Annotated in this window: 16 protein-coding genes; 13 read left to right on the top strand and 3 right to left on the bottom strand. The window is 60.5% G+C overall.

Translation table 11 applies throughout. From position 1 onward, the window contains the following. Positions 1 to 268 precede the first annotated feature (268 nt). A complete protein-coding gene (locus ACODTZ_RS15610) occupies positions 269 to 721 on the top strand; it encodes a GatB/YqeY domain-containing protein (RefSeq protein WP_209191143.1) in 453 nt (150 codons plus the stop codon). Between the two features lie 4 nt (positions 722 to 725). Here the strand turns inward: ACODTZ_RS15610 and ACODTZ_RS15605 are convergent, their stop codons facing one another. Further along, positions 726 to 1,604, bottom strand: a complete 879-nt coding sequence (locus ACODTZ_RS15605) for a hypothetical protein (RefSeq protein WP_489026709.1) — start codon at positions 1,602 to 1,604, stop codon at positions 726 to 728. A 652-nt stretch (positions 1,605 to 2,256) separates the two neighbouring features. Here ACODTZ_RS15605 and dnaG point away from each other — a divergent pair. From dnaG to ACODTZ_RS15565, 8 genes are all read left to right on the top strand, one after another. Next, positions 2,257 to 4,260 carry a DNA primase gene (dnaG, locus tag ACODTZ_RS15600; protein WP_489026708.1) on the top strand — a complete coding sequence of 668 codons (2,004 nt, stop codon included), beginning with the start codon at positions 2,257 to 2,259 and terminating at the stop codon, positions 4,258 to 4,260. Next, positions 4,260 to 6,116 (top strand): DNA helicase RecQ, encoded by a 1,857-nt coding sequence (recQ, locus tag ACODTZ_RS15595; RefSeq protein WP_489026707.1) that lies wholly within the window; start codon positions 4,260 to 4,262, stop codon positions 6,114 to 6,116. Before dnaG ends, recQ begins: the two co-directional genes overlap by 1 nt. 91 nt (positions 6,117 to 6,207) lie before the next feature. Continuing rightward, positions 6,208 to 7,038 (top strand): DUF3800 domain-containing protein, encoded by an 831-nt coding sequence (locus tag ACODTZ_RS15590; RefSeq protein WP_489026706.1) that lies wholly within the window; start codon positions 6,208 to 6,210, stop codon positions 7,036 to 7,038. Positions 7,039 to 7,329: 291 nt separating this feature from the next. After that, a complete protein-coding gene (locus ACODTZ_RS15585; protein WP_113236392.1) occupies positions 7,330 to 8,517 on the top strand; it encodes a glycine C-acetyltransferase in 1,188 nt (395 codons plus the stop codon). 198 nt (positions 8,518 to 8,715) lie between these two features. Beyond that, positions 8,716 to 9,750 (top strand): L-threonine 3-dehydrogenase, encoded by a 1,035-nt coding sequence (gene tdh / locus ACODTZ_RS15580; protein WP_489026705.1) that lies wholly within the window; start codon positions 8,716 to 8,718, stop codon positions 9,748 to 9,750. A gap of 15 nt (positions 9,751 to 9,765) precedes the next feature. Then, positions 9,766 to 10,113 (top strand): GFA family protein, encoded by a 348-nt coding sequence (locus ACODTZ_RS15575; protein WP_489026704.1) that lies wholly within the window; start codon positions 9,766 to 9,768, stop codon positions 10,111 to 10,113. Positions 10,114 to 10,588: 475 nt separating this feature from the next. Beyond that, a complete protein-coding gene (rpoD, locus tag ACODTZ_RS15570; RefSeq protein ID WP_047505977.1) occupies positions 10,589 to 12,643 on the top strand; it encodes an RNA polymerase sigma factor RpoD in 2,055 nt (684 codons plus the stop codon). A gap of 191 nt (positions 12,644 to 12,834) precedes the next feature. Then, positions 12,835 to 14,115, top strand: a complete 1,281-nt coding sequence (locus ACODTZ_RS15565) for a DUF930 domain-containing protein (RefSeq protein WP_489026703.1) — start codon at positions 12,835 to 12,837, stop codon at positions 14,113 to 14,115. Between the two features lie 49 nt (positions 14,116 to 14,164). Here ACODTZ_RS15565 and blaOXA read toward each other — a convergent pair whose 3' ends face one another. Continuing rightward, positions 14,165 to 14,977, bottom strand: a complete 813-nt coding sequence (gene blaOXA / locus ACODTZ_RS15560; RefSeq protein WP_489026702.1) for a class D beta-lactamase — start codon at positions 14,975 to 14,977, stop codon at positions 14,165 to 14,167. 106 nt (positions 14,978 to 15,083) lie between these two features. Between blaOXA and ACODTZ_RS15555 the strand changes: the two genes are divergently transcribed. The 4 genes from ACODTZ_RS15555 (at position 15,084) to ACODTZ_RS15540 (ending at position 17,635) form a co-directional block, all read left to right on the top strand. Next, complete coding sequence (locus ACODTZ_RS15555) at positions 15,084 to 15,977, top strand: LysR family transcriptional regulator (RefSeq protein ID WP_489026701.1); 894 nt, start codon at positions 15,084 to 15,086, stop codon at positions 15,975 to 15,977. Positions 15,978 to 16,150: 173 nt separating this feature from the next. After that, positions 16,151 to 16,312: a hypothetical protein gene (locus ACODTZ_RS15550; protein WP_018897457.1), complete on the top strand. Its 162-nt coding sequence runs from the start codon at positions 16,151 to 16,153 to the stop codon at positions 16,310 to 16,312. A gap of 34 nt (positions 16,313 to 16,346) precedes the next feature. Further along, a complete protein-coding gene (locus ACODTZ_RS15545; RefSeq protein WP_489026802.1) occupies positions 16,347 to 17,132 on the top strand; it encodes an APH(3') family aminoglycoside O-phosphotransferase in 786 nt (261 codons plus the stop codon). Positions 17,133 to 17,254: 122 nt separating this feature from the next. Next, complete coding sequence (locus ACODTZ_RS15540; RefSeq protein WP_489026700.1) at positions 17,255 to 17,635, top strand: DUF427 domain-containing protein; 381 nt, start codon at positions 17,255 to 17,257, stop codon at positions 17,633 to 17,635. A 194-nt stretch (positions 17,636 to 17,829) separates the two neighbouring features. Here the strand turns inward: ACODTZ_RS15540 and ACODTZ_RS15535 are convergent, their stop codons facing one another. Continuing rightward, positions 17,830 to 18,858 carry a porin gene (locus ACODTZ_RS15535; RefSeq protein ID WP_047505956.1) on the bottom strand — a complete coding sequence of 343 codons (1,029 nt, stop codon included), beginning with the start codon at positions 18,856 to 18,858 and terminating at the stop codon, positions 17,830 to 17,832. Positions 18,859 to 19,243: the final 385 nt, after the last annotated feature.

Below are 19,243 nucleotides of genomic sequence, written 5' to 3'. Positions count from 1 at the left end.
TCCCGTTTCCGGCCGCCAGACGTCCTTGGGCAACGTTGGCCGGCCATTTTGGTTCGCAAGCGTGTACGCGCTGCAAGGCGCGCGCTCTCAGGCCTGATCACGAATTTTGGTGCAGGTGGCGGTAAATAGCCACGCTATTTCCTGAGGTCAATCTTTGTACCGCAGATTCTAAGGGTTTTCTGCCGCTTTATGTCGCGCGTTTCGCAATTTATTTGATCCCACGCATTCGTCTGGTTTATGAAGCGGCATTCAAACAGGAGTGTTTATGATGTTGCGCGATCAACTCGCCGCCGCCCTCAAGGATGCGATGAAATCCAAGAATGCCGAGCGTCTTTCGACCGTTCGCCTGATCCAGGCCGCGATCAAGGACCGCGATATCGCCAATCGCGGCGCCGGCAAGGAAGAGGCCAGCGACGACGAAATCCTGCAGATCCTGGCAAAGATGGTGAAGCAGCGCGACGAATCGGCGAAGATCTACGACGAGAACAATCGTCCGGAACTCGCGGCCAAGGAGCGCGCCGAAATCAAGGTGGTGCAGGACTTCATGCCGAAGCAGCTCTCCGATTCGGATGTGCGCGCCAACATCGCGGCGATCATCGCCGAAACGGGCGCCGCGGGTCCGAAGGATATGGGCAAGGTGATGGCGGTGCTGAAAGAGCGCTATGCCGGCCAGATGGATTTCTCCAAGGCCTCGGGCGCCGTCAAGGAACTCCTGAACTGATCGATCAAGCCAGGCGCGCGGTCCTTGGGACCGCGGGCCCGAGCACGCTTGCCGCGGCCGCGTCGATGACGGCGAATTTCGCGGCCTGGTAGCCCCAATATTCCCGCACGAACTTCTTCGACATCCAGGTCTCGCCCTTGAACGAGGCCTCCGACCAGCCGATGCTGCCCATCTCGGCTGCCTGCGACAGCAGTCGCTTCAGATGCGTGTTGGAGATCATGAACTGGTCGCGGATTTCCTTCAGCGAGAGCCTTCCGATCGCGACGCGCTCCATCGACTGGTCGAACGAGGTTATGCGCGTCATCAGCAAGTCCATGACGAGGCCGCCGGAGTTCGCCCAGTTGAAGAGATTGTAGGTGGCGCCGGGATCGCGCACCGCGTCGCTGTCGATGATGCCCTTGGCGATCAGTGGCTGCATGCGGGCAAAAACCATCGGATCCTTCATCGCCGCCTCGAGACGATGGCCGCCATCGAGGTTGTCGAGGATCATCAGGTGGGCGGCGAGCCATTTGTGGAAATGCTCGAGCGCCGTTTCGGTCGGCTCCAGCAGGCGCGTGCGCTTGTCGGATGGGCTTTCGACGGGACGCAGGAAACGATAGGCGAGCATTTCCTGCATGAAGGCGGCGGCGGTGTTGCGGCTGGCGATCTTCTTTTCGATGGCGAATGCAATGAAGCGGCCGGAGTAGAGGCCACCCTTGGGATCATCAGGATAGCCGAAATAGAGCGCGAATCCGAGTTGCGCCATCAACCAGCGCTGCTGGGCGGCGAATATCGACGCGATGCGTGGGCTTTCGCGGTAGATCGCGAGCATTTCGCGCGCGAATTCCAGAACCAACGCGAAAAATGCGTCACTCTCTAAAAATTCTTCAACCTTATGTGGCATGCCTGGCAACCATCCGAAGTTGCCGCCTTCATTGGACTTGCGACCAACGACTGTCAATCAATTGCTGGTGGAATCTGCCTGTGATTGGCAGTCTAGATGCAAAATATAAAACGTCAGGTAGAAATTAAAGAAGGCAGGAACTGGGGGCGTTCCTGCCTTCTTGCTCTTTGCTCCGGCTGACGACGCAGGACCTGGGTCCTCATCAGCGGGTATTTGCAAAGGCACCCTTGCAAGGCGGCGCCGGGGGTAGGGATGGTGCCTTGCGAGGGGATCGCTTTGTTGAGACTGACGTTATTGCGATGCGGCATGAGATTCAAATTACAAAAAAATAATAATTGGCGGGAATCGTCGCCTTAAAGCGAACACCAGTTACGGTGTCCGGCTCGCAATCGGATTCGAGTCTCGGCCGTAAGGTATTGTTTTACTTATAGGGGGAGAGGTTGCTGCATCGCGGCTGGTCTCGTTCGTCCTGTTAAGCCAGCTCTTGGCGCGTGGTGAATGCCTTCGACAGTCACGCTTTGTTGAAAGTTTCAGGTGGCCGCGTTGTCGGGCATCGGTCATCGAAGCAACCTGTGTATAGCGTGGCTATCGGCCAAAGTTCGTGGCATGCGTCCGGGAACTTGCTTATATGGAGGATAGCCAAGAGGTAGAAATGCGCTTTTCAAACTCCTTTCTCGACGAGATACGCGACCGCGTCCTGATTTCGGACGTGATCGGCCGCCGTGTGAGCTGGGACAAGCGCAAGACCAACGTCTCGCGCGCCGATTACTGGGCATGCTGCCCGTTCCATGGCGAGAAGTCGCCGAGCTTCCACTGCGAGGACCGCAAGGGCCGCTACCATTGTTTCGGCTGCGGCGTGACGGGTGACCATTTCCGCTTCCTGACCGAACTCGAGGGCTTGAGCTTTCCCGAGGCGGTGCAGACGATCGCCGATATGGCCGGTGTGGCGATGCCCGTCGCCGATCCCGCCATGGAGAAGCGCGAGAAGGAGCGGACGACGCTTCTCGACGTGATGGAGATGGCGACACAGTTCTTCCAGGACCAGCTGCAGACGGCGAATGGCGCGCGGGCACGCGCCTATCTGCGCGACCGCGGGCTGACCGGCCGGACGATCGAAACCTTCCGTCTCGGCTTCGCGCCGGATAGCCGCAATGCGCTGAAGGAGCATCTGGCGGGCAAGGGGGCGTCAAAGGAGCAGATCGAGGCCTGCGGGCTGGTCGTGCACGGGCCGGAGATCCCGGTTTCCTACGATCGCTTCCGCGACCGCATCATGTTCCCGATCCTGTCGTCGCGCGAGAAGGTGATCGCCTTTGGCGGCCGCGCCATGTCGCCGGACGCGCCGGCCAAGTATCTCAATTCCAACGAGACGGAGCTCTTCCACAAGGGCAACGTGCTCTACAATTTCGCCCGCGCGCGACGCTCGACACAGGGCGCCAATGGCGAAGGCACGATCATTGCCGTCGAAGGCTACATGGACGTGATCGCGCTCTATCAGGCGGGCGTCGAGAACGCTGTCGCTCCGCTCGGCACGGCGCTCACCGAAAACCAGTTGGAGCTCCTCTGGAAGATGACGCCGCAGCCGGTGCTCTGCTTCGACGGCGACGGCGCCGGTATCCGCGCCGCCAACCGCGCGGCAGATCTTGCGCTGCCGCATATCAAGCCCGGCCGGACCGTGCGTTTCGCGCTGCTGCCTGACGGCAAGGACCCCGACGATCTCGTGCGCAACGAGGGGCGGGCGCCGTTCGACAAAGTGATGAGCCAGGCCAAGCCGCTGGCCGAGATGATCTGGGGCCGCGAATTGAAGACCGGCTCGTTCGAGACGCCGGAGGCGAAGGCCGAGCTCGAGGCGCGGCTGAGGCAGCTGGTCGCCGTCATCGCCGACGAGGATGTGCGCCGGCACTACCAGCAGGACATGCGCGACCGGCTGAACGGCTTTTTCCGGCCGCAGTTCCAGAACCGCGACGGCGGCGAGCGGCGCAATTTTGATCGCGGCGGTTTCGAGCGTGGCGGTGGCCAGGGGCGCGGACGCGGCAACGACGGCCCGCGCGGTGCGCGTGTTTCCGGCGGTGGTATTTCGGATCGGCTGGCTCGCTCCGGGCTGGTGCGCGGCCACCAGGAGACGCCGGCGCTGCGCGAGAGCGTATTGGCGCTGACCGTCGTCAACCACCCGGCGCTGATGCAGGACGAATATGACGAGATTGCCTCGATCGATTACGACAGCCGCGAGCTGCAGCGGCTCTGGTCGGGCATGCTCGGCGCTGCGGCGGCTGTCGCCGGTCCGCACCTGACGCGCGATTATCTGATCGAGCGCCTGGAAGAGCAGGGTTTTGGCGGGCTGATCCAGGCGCTGGAGCAGCAGATCCGCAATGCGCGGCTCTGGATCGCCACCGAGCAGGCGGCGATGGAGGATGCGCGCGAAGGCTATCGTCAGGCGCTTGCCTTCCACAAGCGGTCCAAGGCGCTGCGCTGGCAGAAGATCGAGCTGGAAAAAGAGATCGCCGAGGCCACCGAAAGCGGCAACGAAGAGGTGATCGACCAGCTGATGCGGGCGCTGCAGGAGGTTCATTTCGAGGGACTGCGGCTTGAGAACCAGGAAGCGATCATCGATGGCTTCGGCGTGCTCTCGGGCCGCGTCAAAGGGGCTGCGAGCCATTGATGGACGCGGCGGATACACGGTTTTCAGCGGGTGATGCGCTGTTTGGCGCCGAGCGCACGCCGCTCGGCATTCTCAACCACGTCTATGGCTATCCGGCCTTTCGCGGCAAGCAGCAGGCGGTCGTAGAGCATGTGGTCGATGGCGGCGATGCGCTGGTGTTGTTTCCGACGGGCGCCGGCAAATCGCTCTGCTTCCAGATCCCCGCACTCTGCCGCGATGGCGTCGGCATCGTCGTTTCGCCGCTGATCGCGCTGATGCGCGATCAGGTGGAGGCGATGAAGCAGCTCGGCATTCGCGCGGCCGCGCTCAACTCGTCGCTAACGCGCGAGGAGTATGTCGAGGTTCGCCGGGCGATCTCGTCGGGAAATCTCGACATGCTCTACGTGACGCCGGAACGCATCCTGATGGAGGGGTTCCGCGATATCATCGGCAATGCCAGGATCGCGCTCTTCGCCATCGATGAAGCCCACTGCGTCTCCCAATGGGGCCATGACTTCCGGCCTGAATATCGCGAACTCGGCAAGCTCGGCGAGCTTTATCCGGGCGTTCCCCGTATCGCGCTGACGGCGACCGCCGATCCGCATACGCGCGACGATATCGCCGCACGCCTGGGGCTGAACGGCGCGAAGATCTTCACCACCAGCTTCGACCGGCCGAATATCAGCTACGAAATCGTCGAGCGCGACCAGCCGCGCCAGCAGCTCCTGCGGTTTCTCGCCGGCCATAAGGGCAATAGCGGCATCGTCTATTGCCTGTCGCGCGCCAAGGTCGAGGATACGGCCGAGTGGCTGAACGGTCAGGGTATCCGGGCGCTCGCCTATCATGCCGGCATGGATCGCGCGGTGCGAGACGCCAACCAGGATGCCTTCCTCAAGGAAGAGGATCTCTGCCTTGTCGCCACCGTCGCCTTCGGCATGGGGATCGACAAGCCGAACGTGCGCTATGTCGCGCATCTTGACCTGCCGGGTTCCGTCGAAGCCTATTATCAGGAAACCGGCCGCGCAGGGCGCGACGGTCTGCCATCCGAGGTTTGGATGGCCTACGGCATGGCTGACGTCATCCAGCGCGGGCGGATGATCGACGAAGGCGGTGCCGCCGACGAGATCAAGCGCGTGGAACGTTCCAAGCTCAACGCGTTGCTGGCCATCTGCGAGACGGCATCGTGCCGGCGGCAGGCGATCCTATCGCATTTCGGCGAAAGCCACGCCGGCAATTGCGGCGGATGCGACACCTGCCTGAAGCCGGTCGAGACCTGGGATGGGACGGATGCGGCGATCAAGGCGCTGGCGGCGATCTATCGCACGGGCGAACGTTTCGGCACGGGTCATGTGGTCGATGTCCTGATCGGCAATGTCAACGAAAAGACTGAGCGCTTCGGCCACACCGAAATGCCGGTTTTCGGCGCCGGCAAGGATATCGCTGCGCGCACCTGGCAATCCGTGTTCCGGCAACTTCTCGCGATGGGACTCGTGCGCGTCGACCATGGAGCTTTCGGCGCGCTGAAGCTGGAGGAGGGCGCGCGCGCCGTGTTCAAGCGCGAACGCGAGGTGTTCTTCCGCAAGGACCGCCCGGCCTCCGAACGGCGGCCGAAGAGGGCAGCGCAGGCCGAGCGACGCTCGGTCTTGTCAGGCTCCGACGACGCGCTGTTCGAGGCGCTGCGCGCCGAGCGCACCGCGATCGCCCGCTCACTCAGCGTCCCACCCTACGTCGTCTTCCCCGACACGACGCTCATCGCATTCGCCACCGAGCGGCCGCGCACGCACAAGGAACTGCTCGGCATTTCCGGCGTCGGGCAGTCGAAGCTCGAGCGGTATGGGGATGCATTTCTGGAGGTGATTTTGGGGTTTGACGGGTGAGGTCTATCGCATCGCTTTGAACGTTGCTGCCGAATATAGATATCTGTACAACTTCAGATATTGTTTTTGGTGATTGCACGGCGCCGAGGCGGTGGCTGATTTGAAGCGATTTATTGCTTATGTTGACGAGGCCGGCGATGAAGGCTTCGGAAAATTGGGAAGCGATGAGCCGACTGCTCAATCGCAGTGGTTTTCGATCGGCGCCTGCATTGTGAGCGAGGACAATGATCGGCTGATCGTCGGTTGGCGCGATGAAATCATGAGCGCCTTCAAGAACAAGAACAACAGAGATTTGCATTTCCGCGATTTGAAGCATGACCAGCGCGTCCATGCCTGCGCTACAATCGCAAAGAAACCCATCGGCGCCTGCATCGTCTCATCCGCAAAGAAGACCTTGCTGGAAGCAGGTGAGCGCGACGTCTTCAAAACGAAGCAGCATCTCTACAACTATCTGACGCGGCTCCTGCTTGAGAGAATTACTGACGCCTGCAGCAAGCGCGCCGCCGCCATCGGCGAACAGGCTCATTTGCGCGTGGTGTTTTCGCGACGCAAGGGCACCGATTACGAGCAGATGCGAGATTACCTGAGGTTTCTTCGCGACGGCCGCGAGAAGCTGCAGCCTGTTCGATCAATCGATTGGTCTGTATTGGATCCAGAAGATATAGCCGTGGAGAACCATAAGGTGAGGGCCGGCTTGCAGGTGGCGGACCTCTTTACCAGCGCGGTCTGGAAAGCCCTTGAACCGAATGGTTACGGGCGCTGCGAGGATCGCTACGCTCGCGAGATTGCCTCCCGGCTTATTAAATCGGACGGAAACGCGCTGAACTACGGCTTCACACTCATCCCGCCATACTCGAAATGTCCGTTGAACCTCGAACAGCGGAGTTTCGTCGATTGGCTCATCGATCGAGCAAGGCATTGATTGTCGGGCGAAGATAAGATGTGGGCCCCCGGTCCCCTGTCCCACACTGCGAAGAGTGCTGCCACCTTTCGGCAACTTGGGGATTTTCCGACGCTTGCCCACGACCCTGATAATAGGGATTTCGCTTTATAATAGCAAATGAACTTTTCGACACACCCTTCGGCGTTCGAATGATGTTGGTACTGGTCCGAGCTCTGTCGTGTACCATCTATTCGACGGTTGGCGCTATCTTCATGATGGCTTACAAAGCAGTTGCTTCGTTTACCCGGATGAATACGAGAAGGGCCACCAATGACCTCGCAGTTCCTCTCCCATTTGCGTACAGAGCTTGCCGGCCTGAAGGAGGCCGGGCTTTATAAGGCGGAGCGCGTCATCACCTCGAAACAGGCGGGTGAGATCGCGATTGCTTCCGGCGAGCGGGTGCTGAATTTCTGCGCTAATAATTATCTCGGCCTTGCCGACAACGCGGAGCTGGCGGAAGCCGGCAAGAAGGCGCTTGATCGCTATGGCTATGGGATGGCCTCCGTGCGTTTCATCTGCGGTACGCAGGAGGAGCACAAGCAGCTTGAAGCAAGGATTTCGTCGTTTCTCGGGATGGAAGACACGATCCTTTATTCCTCCTGCTTCGATGCCAATGGCGGCTTGTTCGAGACGCTGCTTGGCGAGGAGGATGCGATCATTTCGGATGCGCTGAACCATGCCTCGATCATTGACGGCGTGCGGCTCTCCAAGGCCAAGCGTTTCCGCTACGCCAACAACGACATGGCGGCGCTCGAGGAGGAGTTGAAGAAGGCCGAGGGCAGCCGGTTCAAGCTGATCGCCACCGATGGCGTGTTTTCGATGGACGGGATCATCGCCAATCTCCAGGGCGTCTGCGATCTCGCCGAGAAATACGGCGCGATGGTCATGGTGGACGACAGCCATGCGGTCGGTTTTGTCGGCAAGCATGGGCGCGGCTCGGCGGAGCATTGCGGTGTCGAGGGCAGAGTCGATATCATCACCGGTACGCTCGGCAAGGCGCTGGGTGGCGCTTCGGGCGGCTATACGTCGGCGAAGGCCGAGGTGGTGGAGTGGCTGCGGCAGCGGTCTCGGCCCTATCTGTTTTCCAATACGCTGGCGCCTGTCATCGCGGCGGCATCACTGAAGGTCTTTGACCTGATCGATCATGGTGACGCACTGCGGGCGCGGTTGTCCGCCAATGCGGATCTGTTTCGCTCGGAGATGACGAAGCTCGGCTTCACGCTTGCGGGCGAGGGGCATCCGATCATTCCCGTCATGCTGGGTGACGCGAAGCTGGCGCAGGACATGGCGGCGCTGATGCTGAAGAAGGGCGTCTACGTGATCGGCTTCTCCTTCCCTGTGGTTCCCAAGGGGCAGGCGCGCATCCGCACGCAGATGTCGGCGGCGCATTCGGTCGAGGATGTCGAGCGGGCGATCGAGGCGTTTGCCGAGGCTGGGCGGGAGTTGGGTGTGATTTAGCCCGCGAGCACCCCTCTTCTCCCCGGCGGGGAGAAGATGTCCGCAGGACAGATGAGGGGGCGAGCGGAGCGAGGCTCTGAGCGAAAGCGAAGAGCAGTTGGTCTGGTTTAGGGCGTGCCGTGTGGCCCCCTCATCCGCCCTGACGGGCATCTTCTCCCCGCGGGGAGAAGGGGGAACGCGGCAATTGGGAGGAATTGAATGTCGAACATGATGAAGGCGCTGGTGAAGTCGAAGGCCGAGGTCGGGCTGTGGATGGAGCAGGTGCCGGTGCCCGAGGTCGGGCCGAACGATGTGCTGATCAAGGTTAAGAAGTCGGCGATCTGCGGCACCGACGTGCATATCTGGAACTGGGACCAGTGGGCGCAGAAGACCATTCCTGTGCCGATGGTGGTGGGGCACGAGTTCTGCGGCGTGATCGCCGAGGTGGGCTCCGCCGTCACCAAGTATCATGTCGGCGATCGGGTCTCGGGCGAGGGGCATATCGTCTGCGGCAAGTGCCGCAACTGTCGCGCCGGGCGCGGGCATCTCTGCCGCAATACACTGGGCGTCGGCGTCAATCGGCCGGGTTCGTTCGGTGAATTCGTTTGCATTCCCGAAGCCAATGTCGTGCCGATCCCCGATGATATTCCCGATGAGATCGCGGCGATCTTCGATCCGTTCGGCAATGCGGTGCATACGGCACTCTCTTTCGATCTCGTCGGCGAGGACGTGCTGGTCACCGGCGCGGGTCCGATCGGCATCATGGGGGCGCTGGTCGCCAAACGGTCGGGGGCGCGCAAGGTCGTGATCACCGATATCAATCCGCACCGGCTCGATCTCGCCCGCAAGCTCGGCATCGATCATGTCGTCGATGCGTCGAAAGAGAACCTCTCCGACGTGATGACCTCGATCGGGATGACCGAGGGCTTCGATGTCGGGCTGGAGATGTCGGGGGCCGCACCTGCCTTTCGCGACATGATCGACAAGATGAACAATGGCGGCAAGATCGCCATTCTCGGCATCGCGCCCGCCGGTTTCGAGATCGACTGGAACAAGGTGATCTTCAAGATGCTCAATCTCAAGGGCATCTACGGCCGCGAGATGTTCGAGACCTGGTACAAGATGATCGCCTTCGTGCAGGGCGGGCTCGACCTTGCGCCTGTGATTACCCACCGCATCGGCATCGACGATTTCCGCGAGGGCTTCGAGGCGATGCGGTCGGGCAACTCAGGCAAGGTGGTGATGGACTGGTAATGGGAGGAGAATGACATGAACTATGAAGGAAGCTGCCACTGCGGCCAGATCGCTTTCGATGTCGAGGGCGATTTTACATCGGCGATCGATTGCAACTGTTCGCTCTGCCGACGCCGCGGCGGGTTGCTCGCTTTCGTGCCGCGCGACAAGTTCAGCCTGAAGACGCCGCGCGAAGCACTATCGACCTATACGTTCAACACCCGTGTGATCCAGCATCACTTCTGCAGCAATTGCGGCGTCGGCCCGTTCAGCGAGGGCAAGATGCCTGACGGCACCGAGATGGCCTGCATCAATCTGCGCTGCGTGCCCGCCGTCGATCTCGCGACGATCGAGATTCAGCCATGGGACGGCAAGTCGCATTAGTCTGTCGGTTGGCTGGAGCCTCGGGGTGACCGCAGGTCGCGGCGGGGAGGTGTGGGTGATGTGTGCGACAACTGGTCGTTTCAGAAGAATGCGGCACGCTCTTGTCTTCCCGTGGTGACATCCTATCTATGCTTGGCAACCGCTTCGGCGGCTTGTGGCCTGTGGATAAGGCCTTTTCCAAGTTTTCTCGCGCTTTTTTGCTGGAAAAGCTTGACGAGAACTAAAATTGTGGGAATCACCGTTCGACTTGAATAGCGGTGAACTGGGTCAAGGGCAGATCGCACAACCATGGCCGGACATTTGGTGACATATGAACTCTGTCGTCCGGCGCCGGCAATCGTGGTTAATCAGGCATTAAATGTCATCCCGTTATCTGGGATCAGGTGATTCGAGACGGCCGTTTGCGGCGCGCCGGCTTTGATAGGGCCGTTTTACCGCAGCGAGTTTGAATAGCGTCAGGAAGGCGACGATATACATGGCAACGAAGGTCAAAGAGAACGAAGAAGCGGAAGTCGAACGCGACGGCGGTACCGACGGCCCTCTTCTCGATCTTTCCGATGACGCGGTCAAGAAAATGATCAAGGCCGCCAAGAAGCGCGGCTATGTGACGATGGACGAGCTCAATGCCGTTCTCCCGTCCGAGGAAGTGACATCCGAACAGATCGAAGACACGATGTCGATGCTGTCGGATATGGGCATCAACGTCATCGAGGATGAAGAAGCCGAAGAAGCTGGCGGCAACGACGGCGGCGACGACGATTCCGGTTCGGACGACGAAAGCGAAGGCGGCGAGCTTGCTCCCTCCGGTGGTACCGCACTTGCGACCGCCAAGAAGAAAGAGCCGACCGACCGCACCGACGACCCCGTGCGCATGTATCTGCGCGAAATGGGTTCGGTGGAGCTTCTGTCGCGCGAAGGCGAAATCGCCATCGCAAAGCGCATCGAGGCCGGCCGCGAAACGATGATCGGTGGTCTCTGTGAGAGCCCGCTGACCTTCCAGGCGATCATCATCTGGCGCGACGAACTCAACGAAGGCACGACGCTGCTGCGTGAGATCATCGATCTCGAAACGACCTATTCCGGTCCCGAGGCGAAGGCTGCTCCGCAGTTCCAGAGCCCTGAGAAGATCGAGGCTGATCGCAAGGCTGCTGAAGAGAAGGAAAAGACCCGCCGCACCCGTTCGGGCGACGACGACATCACCAATGTCGGCGGCGAGGGCCTGCCTCCGGAAGAGGAAGAAGAGGACGAGGACGAATCCAACCTGTCGCTGGCCGCCATGGAAGCGGAACTGCGTCCGCAGGTCATGGAAACGCTCGACATCATCGCCGAGACCTACAAGAAGCTGCGCAAGCTGCAGGACCAGCAGGTCGAGCAGCGTCTGGCTGCGACCGGCACGCTGTCTTCCGCTCAGGAACGCCGCTACAAGGAGCTCAAGGATGAGCTCATCAAGGCGGTGAAGTCTCTGTCGCTGAACCAGAACCGCGTCGACGCCCTCGTCGAGCAGCTCTACGACATCTCCAAGCGACTGATGCAGAACGAAGGCCGCCTGCTGCGTCTGGCCGAATCCTACGGCGTCAAGCGCGACTCGTTCCTGGAACAGTACCAGGGGGCCGAGCTCGATCCGAACTGGATGAAGTCGATCGCCAATCTGGCCGCACGCGGCTGGAAGGAGTTCGCCAAAGGCGAAAACACCACGATCCGCGACATCCGCCAGGAGATCCAGAACCTTGCAACGGAAACCGGCATCTCGATCGCCGAATTCCGTCGCATCGTGTCGATGGTGCAGAAGGGCGAGCGCGAAGCGCGTATCGCCAAGAAGGAAATGGTCGAAGCGAACCTTCGCCTCGTCATCTCCATCGCCAAGAAGTACACGAACCGTGGCCTGCAGTTCCTCGACCTCATTCAGGAAGGCAATATCGGCCTGATGAAGGCGGTCGACAAGTTCGAGTATCGCCGCGGCTACAAGTTCTCCACCTATGCGACATGGTGGATCCGGCAGGCGATCACCCGTTCGATCGCCGACCAGGCCCGCACGATCCGTATTCCGGTGCACATGATCGAGACGATCAACAAGATCGTTCGTACCTCGCGCCAGATGCTGCACGAGATCGGCCGCGAGCCGACGCCGGAAGAACTGGCTGAAAAGCTCGCCATGCCGCTCGAAAAGGTCCGCAAGGTCCTGAAGATCGCCAAGGAGCCGATCTCGCTCGAAACGCCTGTCGGTGACGAAGAAGATTCGCATCTCGGCGATTTCATCGAGGACAAGAACGCGCTTCTGCCGATCGACGCGGCCATTCAGGCGAACCTGCGCGAAACGACGACGCGTGTTCTGGCATCGCTCACGCCGCGCGAAGAGCGCGTGCTGCGCATGCGCTTCGGCATCGGCATGAACACCGACCATACGCTCGAAGAAGTCGGCCAGCAGTTCTCGGTTACCCGCGAACGTATCCGTCAGATCGAAGCGAAGGCGCTGCGCAAGCTGAAGCATCCGAGCCGCTCCAGGAAGCTGCGGTCGTTCCTCGACAGCTAAGTCGCGGACATATGTCATTCGAAAAGCCGGGCCGTTGGTCCGGCTTTTCTCGTTTCTGACGGTGTCTGGCTGGGGATTATGTGCCCTGGCGTTCACGCCCTTGTCAGGTGTGCGTGTTTTTTGCCTTTAAGGCTTGATGATGCCTTCTTAAAAGGCCACATCGACAACTTGTCGTTCAGCATTGCGTGGGTATGGCCAAGGCAACGGAAAAGCAATTGGGAGTGTTCGGCTGGGGCGTCATCGCCTCGGTGCTGCTTCATATTGTCGTCGTTGCCGGCTTCCTGATCAAGCTGCCGCAGCCGGCGCCGCCTCCTCAGGAGGAGACGGTCAATGTCGAGATGGTGCCGCCACCGGAAGAGAAAAAGCCCGAAGAGAAGAAGCCGGAGGAGCAGGCTGCGCTGAAGGTGCCGGAAGAGCCGAAGCCCGAGGAGAAGAAACCCGAGCAGCCGGCTGCGGCCGAAAAGCCTGCCGACGAACAGAAGCCGGAAGAAAAGAAGGCCGAGCAAAAGCCACCGGAGCCCAAGCAGGAAGAGGCCAAGGCCGAACCGCCACCGCCGCCACCAAAGCCGCCGGAGGAGAAGCCGCCGGAAGCGCCCAAACCGCCTGAAGAAAAGCCGCCCGAGCCGCCGCCGCCTGAAAAGCCTCCGGAAGAAAAGCCGCCGGAGGAGAAGAAGGCCGAGGAGCCGCCGAAGCCGGATCCGGCCGAACAGGCAAAGGCCGACCAGCAGTCGAAGGGCCCTGACGGCAAGCCGCAGCCGATCCAGCCCTTGCGTCCCGTCTTCGAGTTCGGCGACAAGGCGAGCGGCCCGAGGAAAGCCGAGGATGGCGATGCTTCCACCGAGACGGGCAAGCCCGCGGGCGCGCCTGATGCGGAAAAACCCACGGATGATCCCGCATCGGCTGGGAAGCCCAATGCCGACGACAAGCCGCCGGCCAAGCCGATGCCTGACGATATCAACCTGCCGCAGGTCGATGTCGCCGATGCGCATCAGGAAAACAACGGGCCGGCGGCCGAGGCAACCGGCGTGGTGACGACCGAGATCACGCAGGCCAAGCCGAAGGAGGTCGCCAAGGCGGATCCCGCCGCCAGTGCCGCTCCGGCGGCAGATCCGCTGACCAAGGTCAAGAAGCTCTATTCGCAGAGCGACACGGGCGGCGACGTGGCGCGGACGGCGATCGACGGCATGCCGCGCGGTATGCGTGTTGCCGAACTCTGCACGACGGAACTGCGCGAGCAGCTCAGGCACTCGCCGCAGGGGTTCCGGCCGGAGCTATTGCCGTCCTACCGGCTGCAGCAGGGCAATGTGCTGGAGATCAAGCGCGGCGCCTTTCGTGCCAGTGCGCGCTGGTACGATATGAGCTTCCGCTGCGAGGTCGATACCGACGGAACCAAGGTGCTAAATTTCGCCTATGACGTGGGCGCCGCTATCCCGAAGTCGCAGTGGCGCAGCCGCGGGTTCCCCGATTTCTGATGGGTGGATGCGGGCGCCGTTGTAGCGCCCGATTTAGCCTGATCGAGACTTACTTGCCACTGCTCGCTAGCAGCGACGGCAATTCGGTGATGAGGGCGTCGCGCGTCCGGACGCCGGGTGTGCCTGCCGTTTTCCGATCGTCTTGAATGAGGCGCGCGAAGACCACAGTCCGATCGCCCTTCGTCGCCCAGCCGACATACCAGCCCCAGGGGTGCTCTTCATCGAAGCTATAGTCAGCATTCCTGGGCATGGCGGCGCCGGTCTTGCCTTGGATCGTCCAGCCGTCCTGTTCGGGCATCGTCTCGACAACCTTCAACGTCATGTCCGTCGCATGGGTGCTGACGGGAAGCTGGCGGTTTACCAGCTTGCGGAGGAAGGCCACCTGTTCCAGCGGCGATATCTTCAGCGACGAGGCGATCCATGCCCGGTCGAGGCCGTTGTTCTTGCCCTTGTCGCCGGAGAAATCGGCATTGCCGTAGTTCAGCTTCGTCGCGTAATCGTGCAGCACCTTTTCGCCGAGCGCGTGGGTGATGCGCTGCGAGAACCAGACGACCGAATATTTCAGCCAGCGAATGGCATCCGTCGGCTTCTTCCAGTTCTCGCCGCCCCAATCGGGATCGCCCTTGCGAAAGTTCAGGGTCGGGGTGTGCTCGTCCTTCAGGAAGCCGCTGTCATAGCCGATGACGCTCAGCGCCACCTTGAAGGTCGAGGCCGGCGTGACGCGGCCTTTGCAATCACCCTCTTGGACAATCGTCTCTCCGGTCTTGGCGTCGGCCACGACAGTACAAATAGTCTTGGCTTGTGCGGTCGTGCCTATTGTGGCGATCACTGCGGCGGCAAGCAGGGTGGAGCGGAGATACATGGAATGGCCCTTTCTTGGTGGCTTTCGCAGGATAGCTACCAGTCGTTTGACCCCGCGACAAAGGACCAATACTAGATGAAGCCATTAGAAAAATTGGGGCTTCATCATGGTCCGGCCATATCTTCCGCTGAACGCCTTCAGGGCTTTCGAGGCGTCTGCGCGGCATCTGAGCTTCACCAAGGCGGCGATCGAGCTCAACGTCACGCAGGCGGCCGTCAGCCACCAGGTGAACGCTCTTGAGGCGCAGCTTGGCGTGACGTTGTTTCGGCGGCTGCCGCGGGGGCTGATGATTACGGCGGAGGGCGACAGTCTGCTGCCGGTGCTGCGCGACAGCTTCGACCGCATCGCTGATGCTGTCGAGCGGCTGCGCGACGGGCATGTGCGCGAAGTGCTGACGGTTGGGGCGGTCGGAACCTTTGCCGTCGGCTGGCTGCTGCCGCGCTTGCCGTCGTTTCGGGAACGCTATCCCTATGTCGACCTTAGGCTTTCCACCAACAACAACCGGGTGGACTTGGCGGCCGAAGGGCTCGATCTCGCCATCCGTTTTGGCGGCGGGGCATGGCATGCGACGGAGGCGACGCGGCTCTTCGAGGCGCCGCTGTCGGTGCTCTGCAGGCCAGATCTTGCGGACGGGCTAAAACGACCGGAAGACCTCATGGGGCAGACGCTCCTGCGCTCTTATCGGCCGGACGAGTGGACGCGGTGGTTCGAGGCTGCTGGCGTTTCGCATCCGGGGTTGATGCAGAAGAGCATCGTCTTCGACACCTCGCTGGCGATGATGGAGGCGATCCAGCAGGGGATCGGTGTCGGGCTTGCGCCGCCGAAGATGTTCGAGCGCTATCTGGCGTCGGGTCTGGTGTCGCAGCCCTTTGCGATCACGGTATCGATGGGGAGTTACTGGCTGACGCGGCTGCACTCGCGCCCCGTGCCGCCCGCGATGGCGGCGTTCTCGCTGTGGATCACGTCGGCGATTGCACAAAGTGATGAGGCAGGATGTTAGGGAAATAACAGAAGTTTTGCTTAACGGTCTGGAAGCGTTTTCGAAATGCGCTAAGTTGGGTGTGTCGAAGTGAAACGGAATCGTTAATCGTCTTCCGCTCCAGTCCGACACAAGCATGACCGCCTAGCTTTGTCCCATCGCCGGATGTTAGCGGCACAAGAGGGGACAATGACATGTCGAACGAAATCGAGCGCTTTTTCGAACAGCAGGATGAAGCCACCAAGGTGGCGATCATCGAAAGCCGTGGCGACGAGTTGACCGACATGCTGGTATCCGCGCTGGAAGACGCGCTTTCCATCCTCCATGGCGAAATGCAGCCCGAAACATTGCACTGATCGCTGACGCCTCGATAGAGGCGGGCACAACTGCCTGAGGTCTTGCTTGGCTCATCCCGTTGCATTGGACAGCTTCATTGCGGGCTATTCCTGGGACCGTGATCCTGTGGGCCGGTCTCCCTCCGAAGTGTTTCGCCTGGAGCGCGAAGGTGCGCCTGCGCTCTATCTCAAGCGCGAGGCGCAGAGCGCCTATGGCGAGTTGGCGGATGAGGCGGCACGCTTGCGGTGGTTGTCTGGGCAGGGGCTGCCGTGTCCCGAGATTATCGCTTCCACCACGGACGATGGTTATGATTGGCTGCTGATGAGTGCCCTGTCAGGCCGCGATCTTGCGTCGGATTCGGCTGTTGATGCCGAGGCGCGGGTGGTCATGCTGGCTGCAGCGTTGCGTGCGCTTCATTCTCTCGACATTGCCTCGTGCCCCTTCGATCACCGTTGGTCGAAGCGGCTAGCCGTCGCCGAGCGGCGTATGCGTGCCGGGCTTGTCGATGAAGAGGATTTCGACGAGACACGGCTTGGGCGGAGCGCCGCGGATCTCTATTTAGAGCTTTGCCGGATGCCCGCTGGCGATGAGGATCTGGTCGTCACCCATGGTGACGCCTGTCTGCCGAACTTCGTGGCATCGGGTGATGTCTTCGCGGGCTATATCGATTGTGGTCGCCTCGGTGTCGCGGATCGCTACCAGGATATCGCGCTTTCCTGCCGCAGCATCGCTGCGAATTTCGGCGAGGCGTTCGTTGGGCCGTTTTGCCGGCACTATGGCATCGCATCTTTGGATTCTGGCAAAATGCTGCGATATCAGATGCTTGATGAGTTCTTCTGACCAGCTGATTCAAGCTGCTCACGACGCCCGCACGTTTCGATCACCGCAACGTTATGCCGTGTTGCCTGTAAACGAGCGCGGCACTCCCCATATGCATGTCATGAGCATCCAGGGAGCCGCCGATGTCCGCCCAGCCGATGAAGATACCCGGTCCGGATCATCCGATTACGATTACGCCCAATCCTAAGCGTGTGATGGTCACATGGAGCGGCCGCGTGATTGCCGATAGCCGCAAGGCATTGACGTTGAAGGAGGCGAGCTATCCCGCCGTCTTCTATATTCCTCGCAGTGACGTGGATATGACCTTGCTGGCCCACAGTACGCACAAGAGCTTTTGCCCCTACAAGGGCGAGGCGTCCTATTACAGCATCGCGTCGGACGGCGAGCGTTCGGAGAATGCGGTGTGGAGCTATGAAGATCCCTCGGATGCCGTCAGCGAGATCAAAGGCTATGTCGCCTTCTACCCTGATCGTGTCGATTCCATCGAGGAGCTGACGATCTAGGGGAGGCGAGACGCCGACGGCTTAGCGAGACGTGGGTTCGGCGATCGGTCGCGGCAAACCTGTCTCTGAAAAATCAAGGATCGGTCCGGCAGGGAAACCGGACCAATCCCCGTAACTGATCGGAGGTCAATCGGATCAGAAAAGGCAAACTTGTGAAAGGTGCCCCGGCCTAGACCGGGGCGCCGATAGTCAGATTAGAAAGCGCGCTGCAGGCGGAAGAAGCCCTTGGTTACGCTGTCTTCGTGGTCAACGTCGGTGTAGTCGACGGTAGCCTTGGCGTAGAGGTTGTCTACGATCTGGTAGTCAACAGTTACGCCGACCTTCCAAGCGTCGCCGAGACCGTCGAACGAGGACGGGATAGCGCCGTTGTCCATGTCGGAAACGTAGTTGCCGAAGTACTGAGCCATCGGGGTGATGGTCCACTTGTCGGTGATCTTTGCTGCGTATTCAGCAGCAACGGTCCACTCAGACTGCGAGTAGTAGGAGTTCGGGCCAGTTGCGTAAACTGCAGCCAGGCCGAGCGTGCCAGGACCGATGTCAGCGAAGAGCATACCACGGATGGCGCCTTCTTCGTTGTCGGAGTCATAGCTGCCGATAACCTGGTAGCTGATGGCGCCAAACTTGCCGCCGACTGCTGCGCCAACGCCGAAGTTGTTCGAGCCTTCGCCGGTCTTGTAGTAGCCGTCTTCCAGTTCGTCGATCGAAACGCCAGCGTAGAAGTCGCCGGATTCGTACTGGTAACGAATGGAGTTGTGCAGAGTTTCGAAGCTGGACAGAACGTCCGGCTCGCCGCTCAAATCGTCATCCCACCAGCTGTAGAACAGACCAGCGCGCAGGCCAGCGATGTCGATGTAAGCGGAGTCGAGCGTCGAGGTCGTGGAAGCGTTGTCGCCGTTGTTACGGAGAACGATAACGCCGGTCAGAGGACCGTATTCCGTGTCGCTCTTGGCGGTGAACTGAACCTGAGCGCGCGTACGAGCGTTCCAGTCCGAGGTACCCTTCTGGTTCGGGCCGCCGTATACTTCAAAACGCAGGTAACCGCCGACCTTGAGGCAGGTTTCGGTGCCCGGGATGTAGAAGTAGCCGGTGCCGTAAGCGTCGCAGACGCGAACGTATTCTACTGCTTCAGGCTCAGCTGCTACGATAGCGTCGGCAGCGAAGACGGGGGACGCGGCGGCAGCGAGAGCTGCTGCGGACGTCAGCATAACCATCCGAATGTTCATTTGAAATCCATTTCCTTTTAGAAGAGACCGTCGCCACACACTGGGAGGTGATAGGCAACCGTTCCGGTAACAGCCTTTCGGCACGCGGATCAGCGAACCGCTGACACTCTTCTCTCATCCCTCAGTAATTCTATCAATTCAGATAGTGCCGAAATCGTTGTTTGTGAAACTTCTTAGGCATGAAATGTGGCGAATATGCCACAATATCAAATAGTTAGACAAATAGACGCAATGCCCCGGCAGCTGCGGAGCAACATAATATCAAAGCCATTTCGGTTGCTCGCGAGAGCACAGTAATGCCGCCATGCAAACACATTGACGCCAATGTCGGCGAGATAATGTCGCGCCGCAGCAAAATGAAGAGGGGCGATTGGAACGCTATGTT

The organism is Rhizobium sp. FG113, assembly GCF_057809895.1.
This window is presented reverse-complemented; position numbering and strand designations above follow the sequence as displayed.

Excerpts from the sequence above, each read along its gene's own strand:
- ACODTZ_RS15610 (WP_209191143.1), top strand. The coding sequence starts at position 269 with ATGTTGCGCGATCAACTCGCCGCCGCCCTCAAGGATGCGATGAAATCC.
- ACODTZ_RS15605 (WP_489026709.1), bottom strand. The coding sequence starts at position 1,604 with ATGCCACATAAGGTTGAAGAATTTTTAGAGAGTGACGCATTTTTCGCG.
- dnaG (WP_489026708.1), top strand. The coding sequence starts at position 2,257 with ATGCGCTTTTCAAACTCCTTTCTCGACGAGATACGCGACCGCGTCCTG.
- recQ (WP_489026707.1), top strand. The coding sequence starts at position 4,260 with ATGGACGCGGCGGATACACGGTTTTCAGCGGGTGATGCGCTGTTTGGC.
- ACODTZ_RS15585 (WP_113236392.1), top strand. The coding sequence starts at position 7,330 with ATGACCTCGCAGTTCCTCTCCCATTTGCGTACAGAGCTTGCCGGCCTG.
- tdh (WP_489026705.1), top strand. The coding sequence starts at position 8,716 with ATGTCGAACATGATGAAGGCGCTGGTGAAGTCGAAGGCCGAGGTCGGG.
- ACODTZ_RS15575 (WP_489026704.1), top strand. The coding sequence starts at position 9,766 with ATGAACTATGAAGGAAGCTGCCACTGCGGCCAGATCGCTTTCGATGTC.
- rpoD (WP_047505977.1), top strand. The coding sequence starts at position 10,589 with ATGGCAACGAAGGTCAAAGAGAACGAAGAAGCGGAAGTCGAACGCGAC.
- ACODTZ_RS15565 (WP_489026703.1), top strand. The coding sequence starts at position 12,835 with ATGGCCAAGGCAACGGAAAAGCAATTGGGAGTGTTCGGCTGGGGCGTC.
- blaOXA (WP_489026702.1), bottom strand. The coding sequence starts at position 14,977 with ATGTATCTCCGCTCCACCCTGCTTGCCGCCGCAGTGATCGCCACAATA.
- ACODTZ_RS15555 (WP_489026701.1), top strand. The coding sequence starts at position 15,084 with ATGGTCCGGCCATATCTTCCGCTGAACGCCTTCAGGGCTTTCGAGGCG.
- ACODTZ_RS15550 (WP_018897457.1), top strand. The coding sequence starts at position 16,151 with ATGTCGAACGAAATCGAGCGCTTTTTCGAACAGCAGGATGAAGCCACC.
- ACODTZ_RS15540 (WP_489026700.1), top strand. The coding sequence starts at position 17,255 with ATGTCCGCCCAGCCGATGAAGATACCCGGTCCGGATCATCCGATTACG.
- ACODTZ_RS15535 (WP_047505956.1), bottom strand. The coding sequence starts at position 18,858 with ATGAACATTCGGATGGTTATGCTGACGTCCGCAGCAGCTCTCGCTGCC.